Annotated in this window: 18 protein-coding genes; 9 read left to right on the top strand and 9 right to left on the bottom strand. The window is 68.3% G+C overall.

The genetic code is table 11. The features are described from left to right. The first annotated feature begins 23 nt into the window (after nt 1-23). Nucleotides 24-1,511 carry a DHA2 family efflux MFS transporter permease subunit gene (locus tag AB0O89_RS03645; protein ID WP_363494275.1) on the top strand — a complete coding sequence of 496 codons (1,488 nt, stop codon included), beginning with the start codon at nt 24-26 and terminating at the stop codon, nt 1,509-1,511. Here AB0O89_RS03645 and fdhD read toward each other — a convergent pair. Next, nucleotides 1,454-2,332 carry a formate dehydrogenase accessory sulfurtransferase FdhD gene (gene fdhD, locus AB0O89_RS03640; RefSeq protein ID WP_363494273.1) on the bottom strand — a complete coding sequence of 293 codons (879 nt, stop codon included), beginning with the start codon at nt 2,330-2,332 and terminating at the stop codon, nt 1,454-1,456. The two genes, AB0O89_RS03645 and fdhD, sit on opposite strands and share 58 nt — an antisense overlap. Before the next feature lie 157 nt (nt 2,333-2,489). On the opposite strand from fdhD, the gene AB0O89_RS03635 reads away from it, so the two are divergent. Genes AB0O89_RS03635 through moaA form a run of 4 tightly spaced genes read left to right on the top strand, consistent with a single transcriptional unit; the run spans nt 2,490 to nt 6,887 of the window. Continuing rightward, entirely contained in the window at nt 2,490-4,829 is a 2,340-nt protein-coding gene (locus AB0O89_RS03635; protein ID WP_363494271.1) for an FdhF/YdeP family oxidoreductase, read from the top strand. Beyond that, on the top strand, nt 4,826-5,353 hold the full coding sequence (locus AB0O89_RS03630) for a MogA/MoaB family molybdenum cofactor biosynthesis protein (RefSeq protein ID WP_292799857.1): 528 nt from the start codon (nt 4,826-4,828) through the stop codon (nt 5,351-5,353). Before AB0O89_RS03635 ends, AB0O89_RS03630 begins: the two co-directional genes overlap by 4 nt. Next, nucleotides 5,353-5,790 (top strand): molybdenum cofactor biosynthesis protein MoaE, encoded by a 438-nt coding sequence (locus AB0O89_RS03625; RefSeq protein WP_228179470.1) that lies wholly within the window; start codon nt 5,353-5,355, stop codon nt 5,788-5,790. Before AB0O89_RS03630 ends, AB0O89_RS03625 begins: the two co-directional genes overlap by 1 nt. Then, the gene (gene moaA, locus AB0O89_RS03620; protein WP_363494268.1) at nt 5,787-6,887 is read left to right on the top strand and encodes a GTP 3',8-cyclase MoaA; all 1,101 of its coding nucleotides are present in this window, start codon (nt 5,787-5,789) and stop codon (nt 6,885-6,887) included. The genes AB0O89_RS03625 and moaA overlap by 4 nt, the downstream gene beginning before the upstream one ends. 152 nt (nt 6,888-7,039) lie before the next feature. Here moaA and AB0O89_RS03615 read toward each other — a convergent pair whose 3' ends face one another. From AB0O89_RS03615 to guaB, 8 genes are all read right to left on the bottom strand, one after another. Further along, nucleotides 7,040-7,273: a MoaD/ThiS family protein gene (locus AB0O89_RS03615; protein ID WP_292709882.1), complete on the bottom strand. Its 234-nt coding sequence runs from the start codon at nt 7,271-7,273 to the stop codon at nt 7,040-7,042. Next, complete coding sequence (locus AB0O89_RS03610) at nt 7,273-8,295, bottom strand: NTP transferase domain-containing protein (protein ID WP_363494266.1); 1,023 nt, start codon at nt 8,293-8,295, stop codon at nt 7,273-7,275. The genes AB0O89_RS03615 and AB0O89_RS03610 overlap by 1 nt, the downstream gene beginning before the upstream one ends. After that, entirely contained in the window at nt 8,292-8,762 is a 471-nt protein-coding gene (gene moaC / locus AB0O89_RS03605; protein ID WP_363494264.1) for a cyclic pyranopterin monophosphate synthase MoaC, read from the bottom strand. The genes AB0O89_RS03610 and moaC overlap by 4 nt, the downstream gene beginning before the upstream one ends. Continuing rightward, the gene (gene glp / locus AB0O89_RS03600; RefSeq protein ID WP_363494262.1) at nt 8,759-9,979 is read right to left on the bottom strand and encodes a gephyrin-like molybdotransferase Glp; all 1,221 of its coding nucleotides are present in this window, start codon (nt 9,977-9,979) and stop codon (nt 8,759-8,761) included. Before glp ends, moaC begins: the two co-directional genes overlap by 4 nt. Next, a complete protein-coding gene (locus AB0O89_RS03595) occupies nt 9,976-10,770 on the bottom strand; it encodes a ThiF family adenylyltransferase (protein ID WP_363494260.1) in 795 nt (264 codons plus the stop codon). Before AB0O89_RS03595 ends, glp begins: the two co-directional genes overlap by 4 nt. Before the next feature lie 168 nt (nt 10,771-10,938). Further along, entirely contained in the window at nt 10,939-11,217 is a 279-nt protein-coding gene (locus AB0O89_RS03590; RefSeq protein WP_363494258.1) for a DUF2277 domain-containing protein, read from the bottom strand. Nucleotides 11,218-11,392: 175 nt separating this feature from the next. After that, a complete protein-coding gene (locus tag AB0O89_RS03585) occupies nt 11,393-12,244 on the bottom strand; it encodes a DUF559 domain-containing protein (protein ID WP_363494256.1) in 852 nt (283 codons plus the stop codon). Between the two features lie 210 nt (nt 12,245-12,454). Beyond that, nucleotides 12,455-13,957 carry an IMP dehydrogenase gene (gene guaB, locus AB0O89_RS03580; RefSeq protein WP_363494254.1) on the bottom strand — a complete coding sequence of 501 codons (1,503 nt, stop codon included), beginning with the start codon at nt 13,955-13,957 and terminating at the stop codon, nt 12,455-12,457. Nucleotides 13,958-14,240: 283 nt separating this feature from the next. On the opposite strand from guaB, the gene AB0O89_RS03575 reads away from it, so the two are divergent. Genes AB0O89_RS03575 through AB0O89_RS03560 form a run of 4 tightly spaced genes read left to right on the top strand, consistent with a single transcriptional unit; the run spans nt 14,241 to nt 18,255 of the window. Further along, nucleotides 14,241-15,485, top strand: a complete 1,245-nt coding sequence (locus tag AB0O89_RS03575) for a branched-chain amino acid ABC transporter permease (protein WP_363494552.1) — start codon at nt 14,241-14,243, stop codon at nt 15,483-15,485. Between the two features lie 13 nt (nt 15,486-15,498). After that, nucleotides 15,499-16,479 carry a branched-chain amino acid ABC transporter permease gene (locus AB0O89_RS03570; RefSeq protein ID WP_363494252.1) on the top strand — a complete coding sequence of 327 codons (981 nt, stop codon included), beginning with the start codon at nt 15,499-15,501 and terminating at the stop codon, nt 16,477-16,479. After that, nucleotides 16,469-17,494, top strand: coding sequence for an ABC transporter ATP-binding protein (locus AB0O89_RS03565; RefSeq protein WP_363494250.1), 1,026 nt, complete (start codon nt 16,469-16,471; stop codon nt 17,492-17,494). The genes AB0O89_RS03570 and AB0O89_RS03565 overlap by 11 nt, the downstream gene beginning before the upstream one ends. Then, nucleotides 17,491-18,255 (top strand): ABC transporter ATP-binding protein, encoded by a 765-nt coding sequence (locus AB0O89_RS03560; RefSeq protein ID WP_363494248.1) that lies wholly within the window; start codon nt 17,491-17,493, stop codon nt 18,253-18,255. The genes AB0O89_RS03565 and AB0O89_RS03560 overlap by 4 nt, the downstream gene beginning before the upstream one ends. Nucleotides 18,256-18,318: the final 63 nt, after the last annotated feature.

The following is an 18,318-nucleotide window of genomic DNA, read 5'->3' as shown; positions in this document are numbered from 1 at the left end:
CGATTACATCAACGGAGGTACCCGTGACCGCCACGCTCGATCCGGCTCCCGCGCAGCCCTCTGAGCACGCCGCGCCGCGGCCGCGTGCGTTCGGCCTGGTGGTCGCCGCCGCATCGGTTCCGATGTTCATGGCGACTCTCGACAACCTCGTGATGACCAACGCGCTTCCGGTTCTGCACCGCGACCTCGGCGCGAGCGTCGAGGAACTGCAGTGGTTCGTCAACGCCTACACGCTCGCCTTCGCCGGCGCGATCCTGCTGGCATCCGCCCTGGGCGACCGGTTCGGGCGCCGGACGGTCTTCGCGATCGGAATCGCCGTCTTCGGGATCGGATCGGTGCTCGCAACTCTCAGCACCGATCCGTCGCAGCTGATCGTCGCTCGCGCCGTTCAAGGACTCGGCGGGGCCGGCATCTTCCCTCTGTCGCTCGCTCTGCTCTCAGGTGGCGTCTCCCCCGAACGTCGCCCGCTCGCCATCGGGATCTGGGGTGGCGTCTCGGGTCTCGGGGTCGCCGTCGGTCCGCTCGTGGGCGGCGCGATCATGGAGGGGTGGAACTGGCAGGCGATCTTCTGGCTGAACGTTCCGATCGCGATAGTCGCGATCCCCTTCGCCCTGTGGGCTCTGCGCAACGACCGCGGAGCACGCGTGCGCCTCGACCTGATCGGCGCCGTCATGATCGCCCCGAGCGTCGTCCTGCTGGTCCACGCGATCGTTCGCGGCAACGACGACGGCTGGGGATCATTCGGGGTCATCGCGGAGCTTGTCGCCGGCATCACGCTCCTGGCGGGATTCGTCGCCTGGCAGGCGCGAGCATCGGCTCCCCTCGTTCCTCTGCGCCTGTTCCGCGACCGAAGCTTCACCGTGACCAATATCGCGGGCTTCGGCTTCAGCTTCGGCACGTTCGGCGCGATCTTCCTGCTCATCCAGTACATGCAGGTTGTGCAGGGCGCCTCGCCCTGGGAGGCGGCGGTGCGTACGACGCCGTGGACGCTGGCGCCGATGGCGATCGCACCGCTCGCGGGTCTTCTCGCACCGCGTATCGGCACCCGCATCCTGATGGTCGTGGGGCTCGTGCTGCAGGCGACAGCGCTGCTCTGGATCGCCGCCATCCTGGATCTCGACACCCCCTACGTCGCGATGATCGCCCCCTTCGTGATCGCCGGCGTCGGGATGGGCCTCGTGTTCGCACCCTCGGCGACGGCGCTTCTGGCTACCCTCGGCATCGTCGATCACGCGAAGGCATCAGGTGTCAACTCGACGGTGCGCGAAATCGGACTCGCCCTCGGTACCGCGGTGCTCACGGCGATCTTCCTCGGCGCCGGCGGGGAGCTGGTTCCCGACCTCTACGTCGAGGCGGCGCGGCCCGCGGTGTTCGTGGGAGGCATTGTGCTGGTGATCAGCGCGGTCGCTGCCCTCTGGCTGCCTGCGGGACGTTCCGCGTCGGAGTCGCCGGCTCAGCCCGTCGCGACCTCGGCCGTCGCCGGCACGAGCACGCGCTCGGGGCAGGTGTAGATCGCGAGGCTTGAACCGCGACTGAAGCCGACGAGGGTCATCCCGGATGCCGCGGCAAGTTCCACCGCGAGAGACGAGGGTGCGCTCACTGCGGCGAGGAGCGGGATGCCTGCCAGCCGTGCCTTCTGGACGAGCTCGAACGAGCCGCGCCCCGAGACCTGCAGCACCGTTCCCGAGAGCGGCAGTCGGTCTTCGCGCACCGCCCACCCGACGATCTTGTCGACGGCATTGTGGCGCCCGACGTCCTCACGCAGGCACAACAACTCCCCCTCAGCGGTGAAGAGGCCCGCCGCGTGGACGCCGCCGGTCCGATCGAACAGGGCCTGGCTCTGCCGCAGCACCTCGGGCAGACGCGCCAGGATGCCGGCATCGACCCGGATGCCGTCGCCGGCGACGTCGAAACGCGATTGCTTGCTGACAGCCTCAATCGAGGTGGTGCCGCAGATACCGCAGGCTGAGGTCGTCGTGGAATGGCGAGCATGGGCATCCCTCGGGGGAATGGCGCCCCGGCCGAGGACGGCGTCGATGACGTTGTAGGTGTTCTCTTCCCGGCGACCGAACTCATCGAATCCGGCACAGTAGCGCAGCGAGGCGAGTTCATCGCGCGCGGCGATGACACCCTCCGAAACCAGGAAGCCGGCCACGAGGTCGAAATCGTCGCCGGGAGTGCGCATCGTCACCGACCACGACGTGCCGTCGATCCGGATCTCGAGCGGCTCTTCGCGGGCCACGACATCCTCCCGCGTCGATGTGGTTGCGGCATCCGCGCCGTCATTCCACCGCACGCGGGTCACGCGGTGCCGCGTCATCCCTGTTGCCATCCGGACCCCTTCGTTCAGCTCCCATTGTGCCCCGCACCTGCGCGACGGGGCCGGATGCCGAGGATCGGCGTTAGTCTCGGGAGAACAGGTCGACGTCGACCGGCGGCGTGGAGAGGATGAGCCGCTCCCGCCGGAGAGTCCACCCGGAGAATCCACCATGGCAAAGTCCGCCCCCACCGCAGATATCGACGAGTCGAAGCTCCGTGTCTCGGCGCCTGCGACCGAAGCCGTCGGCGTTCCCGCCGTGATGCACGCCCTCGAGATGTCGATCGAGCAGATGGGCCTCGTGCGCAGCGCCCGGACGCTGCTGCGGGTGAACCAGAAGGACGGGTTCGACTGCCCCGGCTGCGCGTGGCCCGAGGAAGACAAGCGTCACATCGCCGAGTTCTGCGAGAACGGCGCGAAGGCCGTCGCCGAAGAAGCGACGGTGCGCCGCGTCACCGCCGACTTCTTTGCGCAGCACTCGGTCGCCGAGCTGCTGACCCATGACGACTACTGGCTGGGCCAGCAGGGGCGCCTGGTCGAGCCGATGATCCTCGACGAAGGTGCGACGCACTACCGTCCTGCCAGCTGGGATGAAGCGCTCGACCTGATCGCCGACGAATTGCGCGGGCTCGACAGCCCCGATGAGGCGATCTTCTACACCTCCGGCCGAACCTCGAACGAGGCCGCCTTCCTCTACCAACTGCTGGTGCGGGGCCTGGGCACCAACAACCTCCCCGACTGCTCGAACATGTGCCACGAGTCAAGCGGCGTCGCGCTGTCGCAGACGCTCGGCATCGGCAAGGGCACGGTGTCGATCGAAGACATCCACAACGCCAGCCTCATCATCGTCGCGGGGCAGAACCCCGGCACCAACCACCCGCGCATGCTGAGCGCCCTCGAGAAGGCGAAGATGAAGGGCGCGACGATCGTCGCCGTGAACCCTCTTCCCGAGGCCGGCCTCATGCGGTTCAAGAACCCGCAGATCCCGCGTGGTGTGATCGGTGACGGCACCCCGATCGCCGATGAGTTCGTACAGATCCGGATGGGCGGCGACCAGGCCCTGTTCCAGGCGCTGGCCAAGCACCTGCTCGAGCAGCACGAGCGTCGCGTCGACGCGGGAGAGCCCGGCATCCTGGATGCCGACTTCTTGACGCAGCACACGAGCGACTTCGCCGCCTACGCGGACCTCATTCAGGCGGCATCCTGGAGCGAGTTCGAAACGGCGACGGGCCTCAGCGAAGCACGGATGCGGGAGATCGGCGGTCTTGTGATCGCGTCCCCCGCGACGATCGTGTGCTGGGCGATGGGCCTGACCCAGCACAAGCATTCGGTCGCGACGCTGCGCGATGTGGTCAACCTGCTCCTCCTGCAGGGGAACGTCGGGCGCCCGGGCGCTGGGGTGTGCCCGGTGCGCGGGCACTCCAACGTGCAGGGCGATCGCACCATGGGGATCTACGAGAAGATGCCGGAGCCGTTCCTCGAGGCCCTCGACGCGGAGTTCTCGTTCGCCGCTCCGCGCAAGCACGGCTACGACACCGTCGAAGCGATCCGGGCGATGCGGGACGGGAAGGCACGCTTCTTCATGGGGATGGGCGGGAACTTCGTCTCCGCCACCCCCGACACCACCGTGACCGAAGCCGCCATGCGAAACCTGCGCTTGACGGTCGAGGTCTCGACCAAACTCAACCGCTCGCACCTCGTGACCGGCACACGCGCCGTCATCCTGCCGACCCTCGGCCGCACCGATCGCGACCATCGCGGCGGAATCGACCAGCGCGTGACGGTCGAGGACTCGATGGGCGCCGTCCACGCCTCGCGGGGGCGCCTGAAGCCCCCCGCCGACGACATGCTGTCGGAAGTGGCGATCGTCGCGCGGATCGCCGAGCGCCTGTTCACCGGGCCCAACGCCCTGCCCAACGCTCCGCAGGCCGATTGGAAGGCCATCGAAGCCGACTACGCAACAGTGCGCGCGCACATCGAGGCAGTCGTTCCCGGGTTCGACGATTACGAGGCGCGCATCGCAAAGGGCCGCACCTTCTTCCTCCCGAATGGCCCCCGCGACGAGCGCCGCTTCACCACGGTGACGGGTAAGGCGATCTTCACGGCCAACGAACTCGAGTATCCGAAGATCCCCGAGGGCCACCTGCTGCTGCAGACCCTGCGCAGCCACGACCAGTACAACACCACGATCTACGGCAAGGATGACCGGTACCGCGGCATCCGTGACGGGCGTCGCGTCGTACTCGTGAACAGCACGGATGCCGAAGCCGCGGGCGTCGCCGACGGCGAGATCGTCGACCTCGTATCGGTGTGGACCGACGGAACCGAGCGGCGTGCAGAGGACTTCCGGGTGGTGCACTACGACACCCCCGTCGGAAACGCCGCCGCCTACTACCCCGAGACGAACGTGCTCGTTCCGCTGGACTCGACTGCCGACGGATCGGGCACGCCGACCTCGAAGTCCGTCATCATCCGGCTCGAGCGCCGGGGTTCGGAACAGCCGAGCTCGTGACAGCCGCCCCGGATGCCGCCACTGCTGCGCCCCCGGGCGGGGCAGTGGTCCGCGCTGCCGTCGTGACGGCATCTGACCGCGCGGCATCCGGGGAGCGTCCGGATGCGACAGGACCGGCTCTTGTTCGACGACTCGGCGAGGCTGGGTACGTGTGCGACGCGGCGATCGTCGTGGCCGACGGGCAGGACTCGGTTGCCGGCGGCATCCGTCGCGGGCTGGATGCCGGTGCCCGGGTGATCATCACGACCGGCGGCACCGGAGTGGGCCCCCGCGATCGCACCCCCGAAGCGACCCGGACCGTGATCGACCGGGAGGTTCCGGGCCTTGCCGAGGTGTTGCGGCGCGAGGGCGCGGCATCCACGCCGATGGCGGCGCTCTCGCGCGGGATCGTCGGTGTCGTCGACGGGCCAGGCGCCGTGATCGCGAATCTGCCCGGGTCGACGCGCGGCGCCGCCGAGGGCCTCGAGACGCTGCTCCCGCTGCTGCCGCACGTTCTGGACCAGCTCACGGGCGGGGATCACTGATGGCAGACGCCATACGGATCGCGCGGATCAGCGATGAGCCCCTCGACCTCGCTGCGCACATCGCGGCGGTGTCGGGTCCGACCGCCGGCGGGATTGCGACCTTCGTCGGCACGGTCCGCGACCACGATCCGGGCGCACGCGGTGAGGTGACGCTGCTCGAGTACTCGTCACATCCGGACGCCGAGCGGATCCTGGGCGGTATCGCGGCGTCATGTCTCGCGGAGACTGAGGCCGAGTGCGCCATCGCCGTCACGCACCGCATCGGAAAGCTCGGTGTCGGCGATCTCGCCGTCGTCGTCGCGGTCTCGAGCGCCCACCGCGCTCCCGCATTCGAGGTGTGCCGGGCACTGATCGAGCGCATCAAGACCGACCTACCGATCTGGAAGCGCCAGCACGAGCACGACGGCACCGCGAGCTGGGTGGGACTCGACGCATGAGTGCCGTTCCCCTGCCCCTGCCGACGACGCTCGCTCGCCCCGGCGGCGTTGATGCGACGCACGCCGAGCGGGCGGCGCCCGGCTCGCGCGGGCAGTTGGTCGACAGGTTCGGCCGGGTGCACCGGGACCTGCGCATCTCGCTGACTGACCGGTGTTCGCTCCGCTGCACCTACTGCATGCCGGAGCAGGGCGTCGAGTGGCTCGCGAAGAGCAGCATCCTGACGACAGACGAGATCGTGCGGGTCGCGGGAGTGCTCGCAAGCCTCGGGATCGTCGAGGTTCGACTGACCGGCGGTGAGCCGCTGCTGCGTCGCGACATCGTGGACGTCGTTCGGCGTGTCGCCGCGATCGAGGGCGTCGCGGGTCCGCTCGAGGTGTCGATGACCACCAACGGACTGAAGCTCCCCGAGCTTGCCGAGCCGCTACGCGAGGCCGGTCTTGCGCGGGTGAACGTGTCGATCGACACGCTGCGCCGCGACCGCTTCGCTGAGCTGACGCGCCGCGACCGTCTGGATGACGTCTTGTCCGGCATCCGTGCCGCCCGCCGTGCCGGCTTCGCACCCCTCAAGCTCAACGCGGTGCCGATGCGCGGCGTCAACGACGACGAGATCGTCGACCTGGTGCAGTTCGCGGTCGACAACGGGGCTCAAATGCGGTTCATCGAGCAGATGCCGCTGGATGCCGGCCACACGTGGTCTCGCTCCGAGATGGTCGATGCGGGTGAGATCCTCGACAAGCTCACGCAGCGCTTCACGCTCACGCCGATCGGCGAGCGCGGTTCGTCGCCGTCGCAGGACTACCTCGTTGATGGCGGACCGACCACGGTCGGGCTCATCGCGTCGGTGTCAGCACCGTTCTGCGGTGCGTGCGACAGGGTGCGGTTGACTGCCGACGGGCAGATCCGCAACTGCCTGTTCGCCCGCGAGGAGTCCGATCTGCTGCCGCTCCTGCGCGGCGCGGAGGGCAGCTCGCCCGCGGATGACGACGCCATAGCCGACCTGCTACGCCGGTCGATCGCGGGCAAGCGCGCAGGCCACGGCATCGACGACCCCGGATTCCTGCAGCCCCAGCGCCCCATGAGCGCGATCGGCGGCTGACCCCGGCATCCGCACCAGTCCGCTGCGGGCCTGCACCTTCCGCGAACCCACAACCTCCGCGCCGAACCCACGCCTTCCGCACCCAAGAACGTGTGGGGTCGGCGCGAGACCTGTGGGTTCAGCGGCCAAGATCCGGCGAAGTTCGGGCGCGCTCAGCCGCCGGCGAAGGGCGGCAAGATGTCGACGACATCGGATGCCGACAGCGGCATATCGGCATCCGTGCGCTCTCCGTTGACGAGCACCGCGCACCGCGGCAGCACGAATCCGAGGCGTTCGTGGTCACGCACGATCGCAGCGCGCAGGGCGTCGAGCGTCACCTCGCCGCGGATCTCTTCCTCGGCACCGGCCGCGTCAGCTGCGCCGGCGAAGTAGCGAACCGTCGCCATCAGACTCCGCTCCCGTCGCTGCGAGGAGCACGACCCTCGGCCCACGCGCCGGCGAGCGCAACGACTTCGGCGAGGGCAGCCGCCGTGTCGTCGGGACTGCCGCCCGCACGGCCGGCAACGAGCCCTGCGACGAAAGCGCTTAACGGCGCAGCGGGGCGCGCGACGTCATGCGCGACATCGCGCGCGAGGTCGAGAACGAGCGCGATCGGAACCTGCTCGGCATCCAGACCGAAGCGGTCGCGCAGGATCGAGGACCACTCATCGAGCGCCTCGGGCGGAAGGGTGCGGTCGTTCATGCGGGCTCCTGACTCTCGAGACCGGGCACGGGACAGATCCTGCCACGTGTCGACATCGGTCGTCACCCCGGTGGCATCCGGCAGATCTCGGTAGTGCAGGGCGGCGAACAGATCACTCATCCGGGCACCCACCGGGTCGGTCAGTCTCGCGGCGGCCTCGACGAGCACCCTCGTCCGGATCCGGGCACAGAGCCACTGGCGGCGACCGGCGGCATCCACGAGCACGACCGCGTCCGCGCCCACGGAGTCCTCGGGACCCGCCGCGACGAGGGCCGCGACGGCGCGATCACCCGCGGCGAGGTCGCCTGCCAACAGCAGCACCTCGTCGGCATCCACGCGGCCGAGCGCGGCGGTGATCGCGGCGACCGGCCCTCCTCCCGCCGGCTCCTCGCGCATCACAACGACGCGCGACTCAGCCGATCGTCCCGAACGCAGGCTGGATGGAGCATCCGCACCCGTCGGCGCTGCTCCGAACGGCGGTGATCCTGCATTCGGCCCCGCTTCGGCGGGCGGCGTGCCGACGACGATGACTGTGCCGTCACAGGCGTCGAGCGCAGCATCCGTAGTACGCTGCAGCATCGACTGACCCGCGACCTCGAGGGCGGTCTTGTCGATCCCGCCCATCCGCGATGCCCGGCCTCCCGACAGGATGATCGCACCGACTCGGGCTCGCGAGCCGGGGGCGGAGACACCCGAGTCTGAAGCCGGGCCGCTTCCGGGCGTCACTCCTCGCGCGTCCACGACCCCGAGCGACCGCCCTCCTTGGCGGTGATGCAGGCGTCCACGATCGTGACGGTGCGGTCGATGCCCTTGACCATGTCGACCACCGAGAGGGCAGCGACCGCCACGGCGGTGAGCGCTTCCATCTCGACCCCGGTCCGGTCGGCAGTACGCACGGTCGCGGTGATGCTCACCCCGGCGTCCTCCACCTGCAGGTCCACGACGACGCCGTGCACACCGATGACGTGCGCCAGCGGCAGCAGCTCGGGGGTGCGCTTGGCGGCTTGGATGCCGGCGATCCGAGCGACGGCGAGCACGTCGCCCTTGGGAACGGCGCCGTCCCGCAGCGCCGCGACGGTGTCAGGCGCCATGGTCACGAAGGCCCGCGCGGATGCCGCACGCACCGTCGGCTGCTTGCCGGTCACATCCACCATGCGGGCGTGACCGGACTCGTCGAGGTGCGTGAAACTCATGTCACCAGCATGACATCGACGGCGTCGCCCGCGGCTACCTCGTCGACGGATGCCGGGACCACCGCCCACGCCTCGGCGAGCGCGAGCGCGCCAGCGCGGTGAGAACCGGATCCGCCCGCTGTCGCTGGGCGCACGGTCCATGCCGCAGGGTCCGACCGATCGATCGCAACGGGCATGAACTGCTCGCGGGCGGGCGGGGTGCGCCATCCATTCGAGACCCGCAGGCGCACGACCGGGCGCAGCACGTCGCGTCTTCCCTGCATCTGCAGCAGCGCCGGGCGCACGAATGCCTCGAACGACACGGCGACGCTCACGGGGTTCCCGGGCAGGCAGAACACCGGGATGCCGCCGATAGCGCCGTGCCCCTGCGGCTTGCCGGGCTGCATCGCGACGGTGAGGAACTGCACACCTGTCGGTTCGAGTACCTCCCGCACCACTTCGTAGGCGCCGACGCTTGCCCCGCCGGTCAGCACAATCGCGTCCGGGGCGTAGGCCTCGACGCGGGCGAGGACCCGCCGCAACACCGCGGGGTCATCGCCGACGCGGATGAGCTCGCTGACGACGGCGTCGGCGCCCCGCACGAGGCCGTCGAGCAGCAGACCGTTCGACTCGGGAATCTGTCCCGGCCCGACGGGGGCGCCCGGCGCAACCAGCTCGTCGCCGCTGGCGATCACGACAACGCGCGGGGCCGGGCGAACCAGAACGGATGCCGCACCGGCCGCCGCCGCGGCTGATCGCTGCAGCGCGCCCAGTCGCTCGCCCACAGCGACGACGACATCCCCGACCGCTACGTCATCTCCCCGGCCGCGGATGTGCGCGCCGGGCGTCGGCTCCGCGTTGAGGTGAATGACGGATCCCGGCGCGACGTCACGGAACGGCTCGGCGGTCTGTTCGTGCGGCACGATGGCGTCGGCTCCGGACGGAAGCGGCGCTCCCGTCATGATCCGGGCCGCTTCCCCAAGCCCGATGCGGGCTCCGGGAGCGACCCCTGCCGGGATGTCGGCGATGACCGTGCGCGGCACGGCTCCGTCACCCGCCCGCACGGCGTAGCCATCCATCGCGGAATTGTCGAAGGCGGGGATCTCGAGGGTCGCAACGACAGGTTCCGCGGTCGTGCGACCCCAGGCATCCGTGATCAAGACCCGAACCGGTGTCAGAGTGGCCGTGGCCGCGAGGATCGCATCGCGGTGCTCGGCGACAGTACGCGTGAAACTCATGCGTGCGAGGGTGCGGGAACCGCGGATGCCGACCGGACCGGGAGTTCTCGCATCGTTCCGGCAAGGGCGTCGATGACGGCGATCCGCCCCAGAAGGGGGCGCCCTTCACCGACGATGAGCTTGATCGCCTCGGATGCCATGAGCGAACCGGTCTGCATGCAGACAGAGGCGAGCACACCGACCTGCTCGCACGTGACGACCTGGCCGGTGGAGCCGGCGGGGAACAGGTCGCTCAGGCGCACCGGATCAACCCCGGCCGGTGGCGCCGACCAGAACACCGTCACCTGCGACCAGAACTCCAGCACACTCCCCCACACGACCGGCGATCCGAGCTCGGCGGCCGCGGCATCCACGACGTCGCGGGTCTCGAAGGTGTCGGACCCGTCGAGCACGAGGTCGTAGTCAGACAGGATCTCGCGCGCGTTCGCGGCGGTCAGGCGCACCGGATGCTCGATCACCCGCACGCCGGGGGCGAGGCCGCGCGCACGAGCTGCAGCGCTCTCGGTCTTCGGATCGCCGACGGTCTCGACGGAGTGGATGATCTGCCGGTGCAGATTGGTCAGGTCCACGACGTCGTCGTCGATGATGCCGATCGTTCCGACACCGGCGGCGGCAAGCGCCAGGATGACGGATGACCCGAGCCCGCCGGCTCCCACGACCGCAACGCGAGCTGCAGCGAGGCGGCGCTGACCCACGTCGCCGATGGCGAAGAGCTTCCGGTGACGCGCGGTGCGGTCGCGTTCGGCATCCGTCAGCGCATCGATGGGCTCGACGAGAGGAGGAAGTGACATGCCCCTACGCTAGCCCGCGCTGCGGCGTGCGGACCGGCGTCGCTCAACTCCGCGGGATCGCACCAACTCCGCACCTGCGGGGCAGAATCCTGCGAACTTCGCGTGGTTCTGCGAAGTTCGGGGTCGCCAGCGAGCGGGTCAGTCGGCGAACGGATGCCGCGAGCTGACCTACGCGACCGAGTAGCGCCCCGACGCGACGGCGCGAGCACGAGCCTTGGCGGCCTCTTCTTCGCGGTTCTTCGGCGGGGTTACCGCGAGGAGGTCGTCGAGCAGGTGCTGGGTCGCGTGGGCGATCTCATGGACGGCGCGGTCGAAGGCATCCTGGTTCGCCTTGGACGGCTTGGTCGTCCCGGCGATCTTGCGCACGTACTGCAGCGCTGCGGCGTGAACCTCGTCCGAGGTCGCCGCGGGCTCGAAGTTATGAAGTGTGTGGATGTTCCGGCACATGCCCCGACCATACGCCCGGCCCCGCGGCCGGACCACCCCGCTCTCGGGTCAAGCTTGGCACCACGAAGTTCGCAGAATCACACGAAGTTCGCACGATTGCCGCAGCATCCTGCGGGCTTGGCGCGATTCTGTGGGCCTGGATGATGCGGGACACCGAGGAGGTCAGCAGGCGGGCTCAGGATGCCAGGTGGAGACCTGCCGCGAGGGCGCGACGGATGCTGCGCTCGACTGCCGGCCAGTCGTGAACGATCTGCGCGTAGCTCAGGCGCATGACGGTGTATCCGCGAAGCGCGAGCTCGGTGTCGTGCGCGATGTCCTTCGTGCGCTGGGCGCTTGAGGAATGGTGCGCGAACCCGTCGATCTGCAGCACCAGCCGCTCGCCGACCAGGAGGTCGACGAACCGTCCGGCGATCCTCGCCTGTTGCACCACCGGAACGCCCCAGCGGCGCAGCGGCAGGACGACGAGGGTCTCCAGCCCCGTGTCGGAGAGCCCAGTAACCTCCCCAGCCAGCTCTCGCGCGGCCCGCGAGGTCCACGGGATGCGCCTGAGCGCCTCGGGCGCAAGACCCTCCAGACGAACCGCGGACTCCCACACGGCGAGCGCAGCGTCGTGGGGGACGCATCCGGCGACGTGAGCAAGCGCATCCTCGACCGTCGCCGTGAGGTCACGGCTGGGCGGCGAGAGAGGGATCGTCCAGTGGAGCCGTCCTGGCCATCCGTCAGGCAGGCGCGCGGAACCGGAGCCGGGAACCATATGCAGATGGGGATGCGGATCCAGGTCTGGCGGCATCCACCACCCTCTCCTGCGTGCAAGGGACAGGCATGAGATCCGCCCGCCCGCGGTGGCCGCGGTGACGAGATCGGGCGCGGCATCCGGAAGGGCCACCCAGGCGCGACGGATGACGCGCGCCTTCCCGTCCCGCACGAACCCCCGCACGGCCGCGACCCTGTATCCGGCACGCAGGATGTCGCTCCGGTGCGCGACTCCACCCTGCCGTCCCAACCACTCTTCGAGCGCTGGCTTCACACCGCGAGTCTGTGCCGTCAGCGAGCGCAACGACCGTAAACGGCATCCTTCTGCACACTCTTCACGCCCCGGTGGCGCTGGGGAGGAGCCGCCAACTCCGCAGAATCGCCCCAACTCCACAGAGTTCAGGCCAGAAAGTGCGAGGTTGGTGCGGATCTGCGAACTTCGCGGGCCCGAGACGGATGCCGCGAGCCAGACGGATGCCGCGGGTCAGCGCTTGTAGTTCGGCGCCTCGACCACGATCTGCACGTCGTGCGGGTGGGACTCCTTGAGGCCGGCAGAGGTGATGCGCACGAACTTGCCCTTGGCCTTGAGCTCCTCGACAGTGCGCGCACCCACGTAGAACATGGACTGCCGGAGGCCCCCGACCAGCTGATAAGCGACTGCCGCGAGCGGACCGCGGTAAGCGACCTGCCCCTCGATCCCCTCGGGGATGAGCTTGTCGTCGGTGGGGACGTCGGCCTGGAAGTAGCGGTCCTTCGAGTACGAGGTCTTCTTGCCGCGCGTCTGTAGTGCACCGAGCGACCCCATGCCCCGGTACTGCTTGAACTGTTTGCCGCCCTGGAAGACGATCTCACCCGGAGCCTCGTCGGTGCCCGCGAACAGCGACCCGATCATGACCGAGTCCGCGCCAGCGACAAGCGCCTTCGCGATGTCACCCGAGTACTGCAGGCCCCCGTCGGCAATCACCGGGACACCGGCCTCGCGCGCAGCCTGGAACGCCTCGTAGATCGCGGTCACCTGCGGCACACCGACGCCGGCGACGATGCGCGTCGTGCAGATGGAGCCCGGGCCGACGCCGACCTTCACGGCATCCACCCCGGCGTCGATGAGTGCCTGCGCGCCCTCGCGGGTCGCGACGTTTCCGCCGATGATGTCGATGTTCGCGAACGACGGGTCGGCCTTCAGCCTGCGCACGATGTCGATGACTCCCGCCGACTGCCCGTTGGCGGTGTCGACGACGAGCACGTCGACCCCGGCATCCCGCAGCGCCTCGGCACGCTCCCACGCGTCGCCGAAGAATCCGATAGCAGCGCCGACACGCAGTCGCCCGTGCTCATCCTTGGTGGCAAGCGGGTACTTCTCGCTCTTGTCGAAGTCTTTGATGGTGATGAGGCCCGCGAGCTTGCCGTTGTCGTCGATCAGCGGAAGCTTCTCGACGCGGTGCTTGGCGAAGGTCGCGATGACCTCGTTCGCGCCGATCCCGACCGGAGCGGTGATGAGACCTTCGCTGGTCATGACGTCTTTGACGAGGGTGGTCTTGCGCTCGAAGCCCGATACGAAGCGCATGTCGCGGTTGGTGACGATGCCGACGAGCGTTCCCTCTTCGTCGATGACCGGAAGGCCCGAGATGCGGTAGGTCGCGCACATGGCGTCGACCTCTTCGATCGTGGCGTCGGGAGTCGTGGTCACAGGGTCAGAGATCATGCCCGACTCGCTGCGCTTGACCCGGTCGACCTGAGCCGCCTGCTCCTCGATCGAGAGGTTTCGGTGCAGGATGCCGAGTCCCCCCTCACGGGCGACGGCGATCGCCATCCGCGCCTCGGTGACGGTGTCCATTGCGCTGGAAATGAGCGGGATTGCGACAGTGATACGTCGCGTTACCCGGGACGACGTATCGGCCTCGCTCGGGATGACGTCAGTATGACCCGGCAGCAGAAGCACGTCGTCATAGGTGAGTCCGACGAATCCGAACGGGTCGTGAGTGTCCATGCTTCTCCTGCGGTCGCGAGCCTTATAGAGAATTCTACGTTCGCGGGCCCGCCGGCATTCCCGCGTTGCTCTCGCAACCATCCCCGCAACGGATTGGGATCGTTCTCACCCGAATATGCCCCGGAAACACCGCCGACACATTACGCTCGTACGGTCGTCTATCACGGTCGAAGCGACTTCCTCGGCCGTTGCCGTCCGGGAGGTCTGAGTGACACATCCGAATGCCCGAGCCAGGACGACGCGCAATCGCGTGGGTGCGTTTCTGGCGTTGGCACTGACCCTCATGGGCCTTTTCGCCCTGCCGACCGCAGCGCATGCGGCCGAGGACGATCCCTACCGCATCAGCGGCAACGTGCAGCTTGAGGGTGAGCCGCTCGAGGGCGTCGAGCTCACGGTGGACGGTCCCGGCGGCGAGCAGACCGTCGAGACTGACGCCAGCGGGCAGTGGTCGGTCGGGGTACCCGAACGCAACGCCGATTACACCGTCACACTCAACGAGGAGACCCTCCCCGAGGGCATCGCCGTTATCGACGAGACCGGCGAAGACACCTCACCCAATGTCCGCGAGGTCACGGTCGGACCGGGTGGCCGCGTCACCACGAACTTCTTCATCGGCGAAGGCGAACGCAATACGACGAGCTTCATCGACCAGTTGGTGGAGCGCCTGGTCAACGGCGTGAACTTCGGTTTGATGCTCGCGCTGGCGGCCATCGGCCTGTCGCTCGTCTACGGCACGACGGGGATCTCGAACTTCGCTCACGGCGAGATGGTCACCTTCGGCGCACTCATGGCGTTGCTCTTCGCCACAGGCTTGAGCCTGCCGCTACTGGTCGCCGTCCCGCTGGCGGTGATCGTGTCAGGAGCATTCGGATACGCGATGGATGCCGGGCTCTGGCGCCCCCTGCGCCGAAAGGGTCTGGGCGTCGTGCAGCTCATGATCGTGTCAATCGGGCTCTCGCTGGCCCTGCGCTACATCTTCCAGATGTTCATCGGAGGCGGCACCCTGCAGCTCCCCAATCCGCTATCCGGCGTCATCCCGCTGCCGGGGTCGATCGTGCTGACCTGGATGGATCTGCTCAGCATGGTCATCTCAGTCGTCGTGATCATCCTCTTCGCCCTGTGGCTCACGCGCAGCCGGATCGGGCGCGCGACGCGGGCAGTGTCCGACAACCCGTCGCTCGCGGCGGCATCCGGAATCGACGTGGACGCGATCGTGCGGATCGTCTGGATCCTGGCGACCTCTCTCGCCGGACTCTCCGGCGTCCTCTGGGCCTACTTCCGCCCGGGCATCAAATGGGACATGGGCTCGAGCATCCTGCTGCTGCTGTTCGCGGCGGTGGTCCTCGGCGGCCTCGGCACCGCACTCGGCGCCCTGGTCGGATCCCTCATCGTCGGCATCCTCGTCGAGACGACGAGCCTGTTCGGGGTCCCCGACGATCTCAAGTACGTGGGCGCGCTGGTCGTCCTGATTCTGATCCTCCTCTTCCGACCACAGGGCATCCTGGGTCGAAAAGAGCGAGTGGGCTGAAGGGGGTACGACGATGGACTTCGGTCAGATTCTGAGCAACACGCTGAGCCAGATCCTCAGCCCCACGACCCTCGGCTTCGCGCTGGCGGCTATCGGCCTGTCGATCCACTTCGGCTTCGCAGGCCTGCTGAACATGGGCGTCGCCGGCTTCATGGCAGTCGGTGCCTACGGCTTCGCGATCTCGATCCTGACGTTCGGGCTGCCCTGGTGGGCGGCAGCGCTCGTCGGCTTCGTGCTCGCCGCCGTGTTCGCGCTCATTCTCGGCATCCCGACGCTGCGGCTTCGCGGCGACTACCTCGCGATCGTGACGATCGCCGCAGCCGAGGTCGTGCGACTGCTGTTCCTTTCGACCGCCTACAAGGACGTCACCGGTTCCGCCGACGGCCTGTTCGGCTTCCAGGCCGAGTTCCGTGCGGCAAACCCCCTGCCGCAGGGCACCTACGGCTTCGGCCCGTGGACCTACACGAGCGATCAGTGGTGGGTCATCATCATCGGCGTCGTGCTGACGGCGATCGCGGTGCTGTTCACCTGGTCGCTGATGCGCAGCCCCTGGGGACGCGTCATCAAGGGCATCCGTGAAGACGAGGATGCCGTGCGGTCCCTCGGCAAGAACGTGTTCTCATTCAAGATGCAGGCACTCGTCATCGGCGGCGTCATCATCGCGGCCGGCGGCATCGTCACCGCGATGGGAACGAACGTCAACCCCAACGTCTACGTGACCTCGCAGACCTTCTTCATCTGGACGGCGCTGCTGCTGGGTGGGGCCGCGACGATCTTCGGCCCCGTGCTCGGTGCTGTGCTGTTCTGGGTGGTGCGAGCGTTCCTGTCCAATCTCCTTCCCGCGCTGGTGGATGCCGGGCTCTTGCCCTTCCTCTCGCGCGAGCAGGCACAGCAGTCGGTCTTCGTCCTGATCGGGGTCGCGCTCATGCTGCTGATCATCTTCCGCCCGCAGGGGATCCTCGGGAACAAGAAGGAGTTGAGCTTTGTCCGATGAGCCGCTCGCGCCGGTAGCGCGTCCCAAGACGACAGGCCTGCATGAGGGCGAGATCCGCCCGGGTGTCGCCAAGGTCGACCCGATCATCATCGCCGACGGCGTCAAGCGCACGTTCGGTGGCCTGACCGCCGTAGATGTCGAGCACCTCGAGATCCCGCGGAACGCGATCACGGCCCTCATCGGTCCGAACGGTGCCGGGAAGACGACACTCTTCAACCTGCTCACCGGCTTCGACAAGCCCGACGAAGGATCGTGGACCTTCGACGGCACGGCGCTCGCGGGAGTGCCCGCGTTCAAGGTGTCGCGGATGGGCGCGGTGCGCACGTTCCAGCTGACCAAGGCGCTGGGCCTTCTGACCGTGCTCGAGAACATGAAGCTCGGTGCGACGGGGCAGCGGGGCGAGAGCTTCTTTGCGTCGCTGTTCCCGTTCCTGTGGCGAAAGCAGGATGCCGAGATCGAAGAGCGCGCCCGCGTACTGCTGAAGAAATTCAAGCTCGACGCGAAAGAGTCCGATTTCGCGGCGAGCCTGTCGGGTGGTCAGCGGAAGCTCCTCGAGATGGCTCGTGCCCTCATGAGCTCGCCGCAGTTCGTCATGCTCGATGAGCCGATGGCGGGGGTCAACCCGGCCCTCACGCAGTCGCTGCTTGACCACATCCTCGATCTGAAGGATGAGGGCATGACGGTGCTGTTCGTCGAGCACGACATGCACATGGTGCGCCACATCGCCGACTGGGTCGTCGTGATGGCCGAGGGCAAGATCGTCGCCGAGGGTCCGCCCGACACGGTCATGCAGAACCCCGCGGTGATCGATGCCTACCTCGGCTCGCATCAGGATGTCGACCTCGGCGTTGTCACCGGGCGCGTGCCCGGCGAACTCAACACCGCCGCCATCGAGTTGCAGCAGGAGGTTCAGGAGTTCGACGAGGCCATCGAAAAGTCGCATCACCACCAGTCGGATGCCGCCCCCGGCACATCGCGAGAGCCGGGCGAGGGCACCGGGACGGAGAAGTCATGACCGATGCAGCCGCCACCGACGAGCGTCCCCCCGTCCGTGAGGGCACGCCGGTCGTCCTGGTCGACGAGGTTCACGCCGGATATCTGCCCGGGGTGAACATCCTCAACGGCGCGACCCTGACCGCCTGGGACGGCGAGCTCATCGGCATCATCGGCCCGAACGGCGCCGGCAAGTCCACGCTGCTGAAGGCGATCTTCGGCCAGGTGAAGGTACGCCAGGGCGACATTTCGCTCAACGGCGAGAAGATCACGGGCCTCAAGGCGAACAAGCTCGTCGCCAAGGGCGTCGGGTTCGTCCCGCAGACCAACAACGTCTTCCAGAGCCTCACGATCGCCGAGAACCTGCAGATGGGTCTGTTCCAGCGCCCCAAGCTCTACACCGAACGCCTGGAGTTCGTCACCGGCATCTTCGCGGAGCTCGGCAAGCGGCTGAACCAGCGCGCCGGGTCGCTGTCGGGCGGTGAGCGCCAGATGGTGGCGATGAGTCGTGCTCTCATGATGGATCCTGCCGTCATCCTGCTCGACGAGCCCTCGGCGGGCCTGTCCCCCGCCCGGCAGGATGACGCGTTCCTGCGGGTCTCGGAGATCAACAAGGCCGGGGTGACGACGATCATGGTCGAGCAGAACGCTCGCCGGTGCCTGCAGATCTGCGACCGCGGCTATGTGCTCGATCAGGGCAAGGATGCCTACACCGGCACCGGCCGTGAGCTGCTCAACGACCCGAAGGTCATCGGCCTCTACCTCGGCACCCTCGGCGCCTAGCCCCGCGCCGCGGCATCCCTCGCTCCCGCGGGACCCCCCGCCTAGAGGCGCGAACCCACACCG

This window comes from Microbacterium sp. NPDC076895 (assembly GCF_040687115.1).
Classification (GTDB): Bacteria; Actinomycetota; Actinomycetes; order Actinomycetales; family Microbacteriaceae; genus Microbacterium.
This window is presented reverse-complemented; position numbering and strand designations above follow the sequence as displayed.

What these genes read in the sequence shown, in the direction of transcription:
- guaB (WP_363494254.1), bottom strand. Translation starts at nt 13,957, where the DNA reads ATGGACACTCACGACCCGTTCGGATTCGTCGGACTCACCTATGACGAC.
- glp (WP_363494262.1), bottom strand. Translation starts at nt 9,979, where the DNA reads ATGAGTTTCACGCGTACTGTCGCCGAGCACCGCGATGCGATCCTCGCG.
- AB0O89_RS03575 (WP_363494552.1), top strand. Translation starts at nt 14,241, where the DNA reads ATGGGCCTTTTCGCCCTGCCGACCGCAGCGCATGCGGCCGAGGACGAT.
- AB0O89_RS03560 (WP_363494248.1), top strand. Translation starts at nt 17,491, where the DNA reads ATGACCGATGCAGCCGCCACCGACGAGCGTCCCCCCGTCCGTGAGGGC.
- AB0O89_RS03625 (WP_228179470.1), top strand. Translation starts at nt 5,353, where the DNA reads ATGGCAGACGCCATACGGATCGCGCGGATCAGCGATGAGCCCCTCGAC.
- fdhD (WP_363494273.1), bottom strand. Translation starts at nt 2,332, where the DNA reads ATGGCAACAGGGATGACGCGGCACCGCGTGACCCGCGTGCGGTGGAAT.
- AB0O89_RS03590 (WP_363494258.1), bottom strand. Translation starts at nt 11,217, where the DNA reads ATGTGCCGGAACATCCACACACTTCATAACTTCGAGCCCGCGGCGACC.
- AB0O89_RS03595 (WP_363494260.1), bottom strand. Translation starts at nt 10,770, where the DNA reads ATGTCACTTCCTCCTCTCGTCGAGCCCATCGATGCGCTGACGGATGCC.
- AB0O89_RS03570 (WP_363494252.1), top strand. Translation starts at nt 15,499, where the DNA reads ATGGACTTCGGTCAGATTCTGAGCAACACGCTGAGCCAGATCCTCAGC.
- moaC (WP_363494264.1), bottom strand. Translation starts at nt 8,762, where the DNA reads ATGAGTTTCACGCACCTCGACGAGTCCGGTCACGCCCGCATGGTGGAT.
- moaA (WP_363494268.1), top strand. Translation starts at nt 5,787, where the DNA reads ATGAGTGCCGTTCCCCTGCCCCTGCCGACGACGCTCGCTCGCCCCGGC.
- AB0O89_RS03615 (WP_292709882.1), bottom strand. Translation starts at nt 7,273, where the DNA reads ATGGCGACGGTTCGCTACTTCGCCGGCGCAGCTGACGCGGCCGGTGCC.
- AB0O89_RS03635 (WP_363494271.1), top strand. Translation starts at nt 2,490, where the DNA reads ATGGCAAAGTCCGCCCCCACCGCAGATATCGACGAGTCGAAGCTCCGT.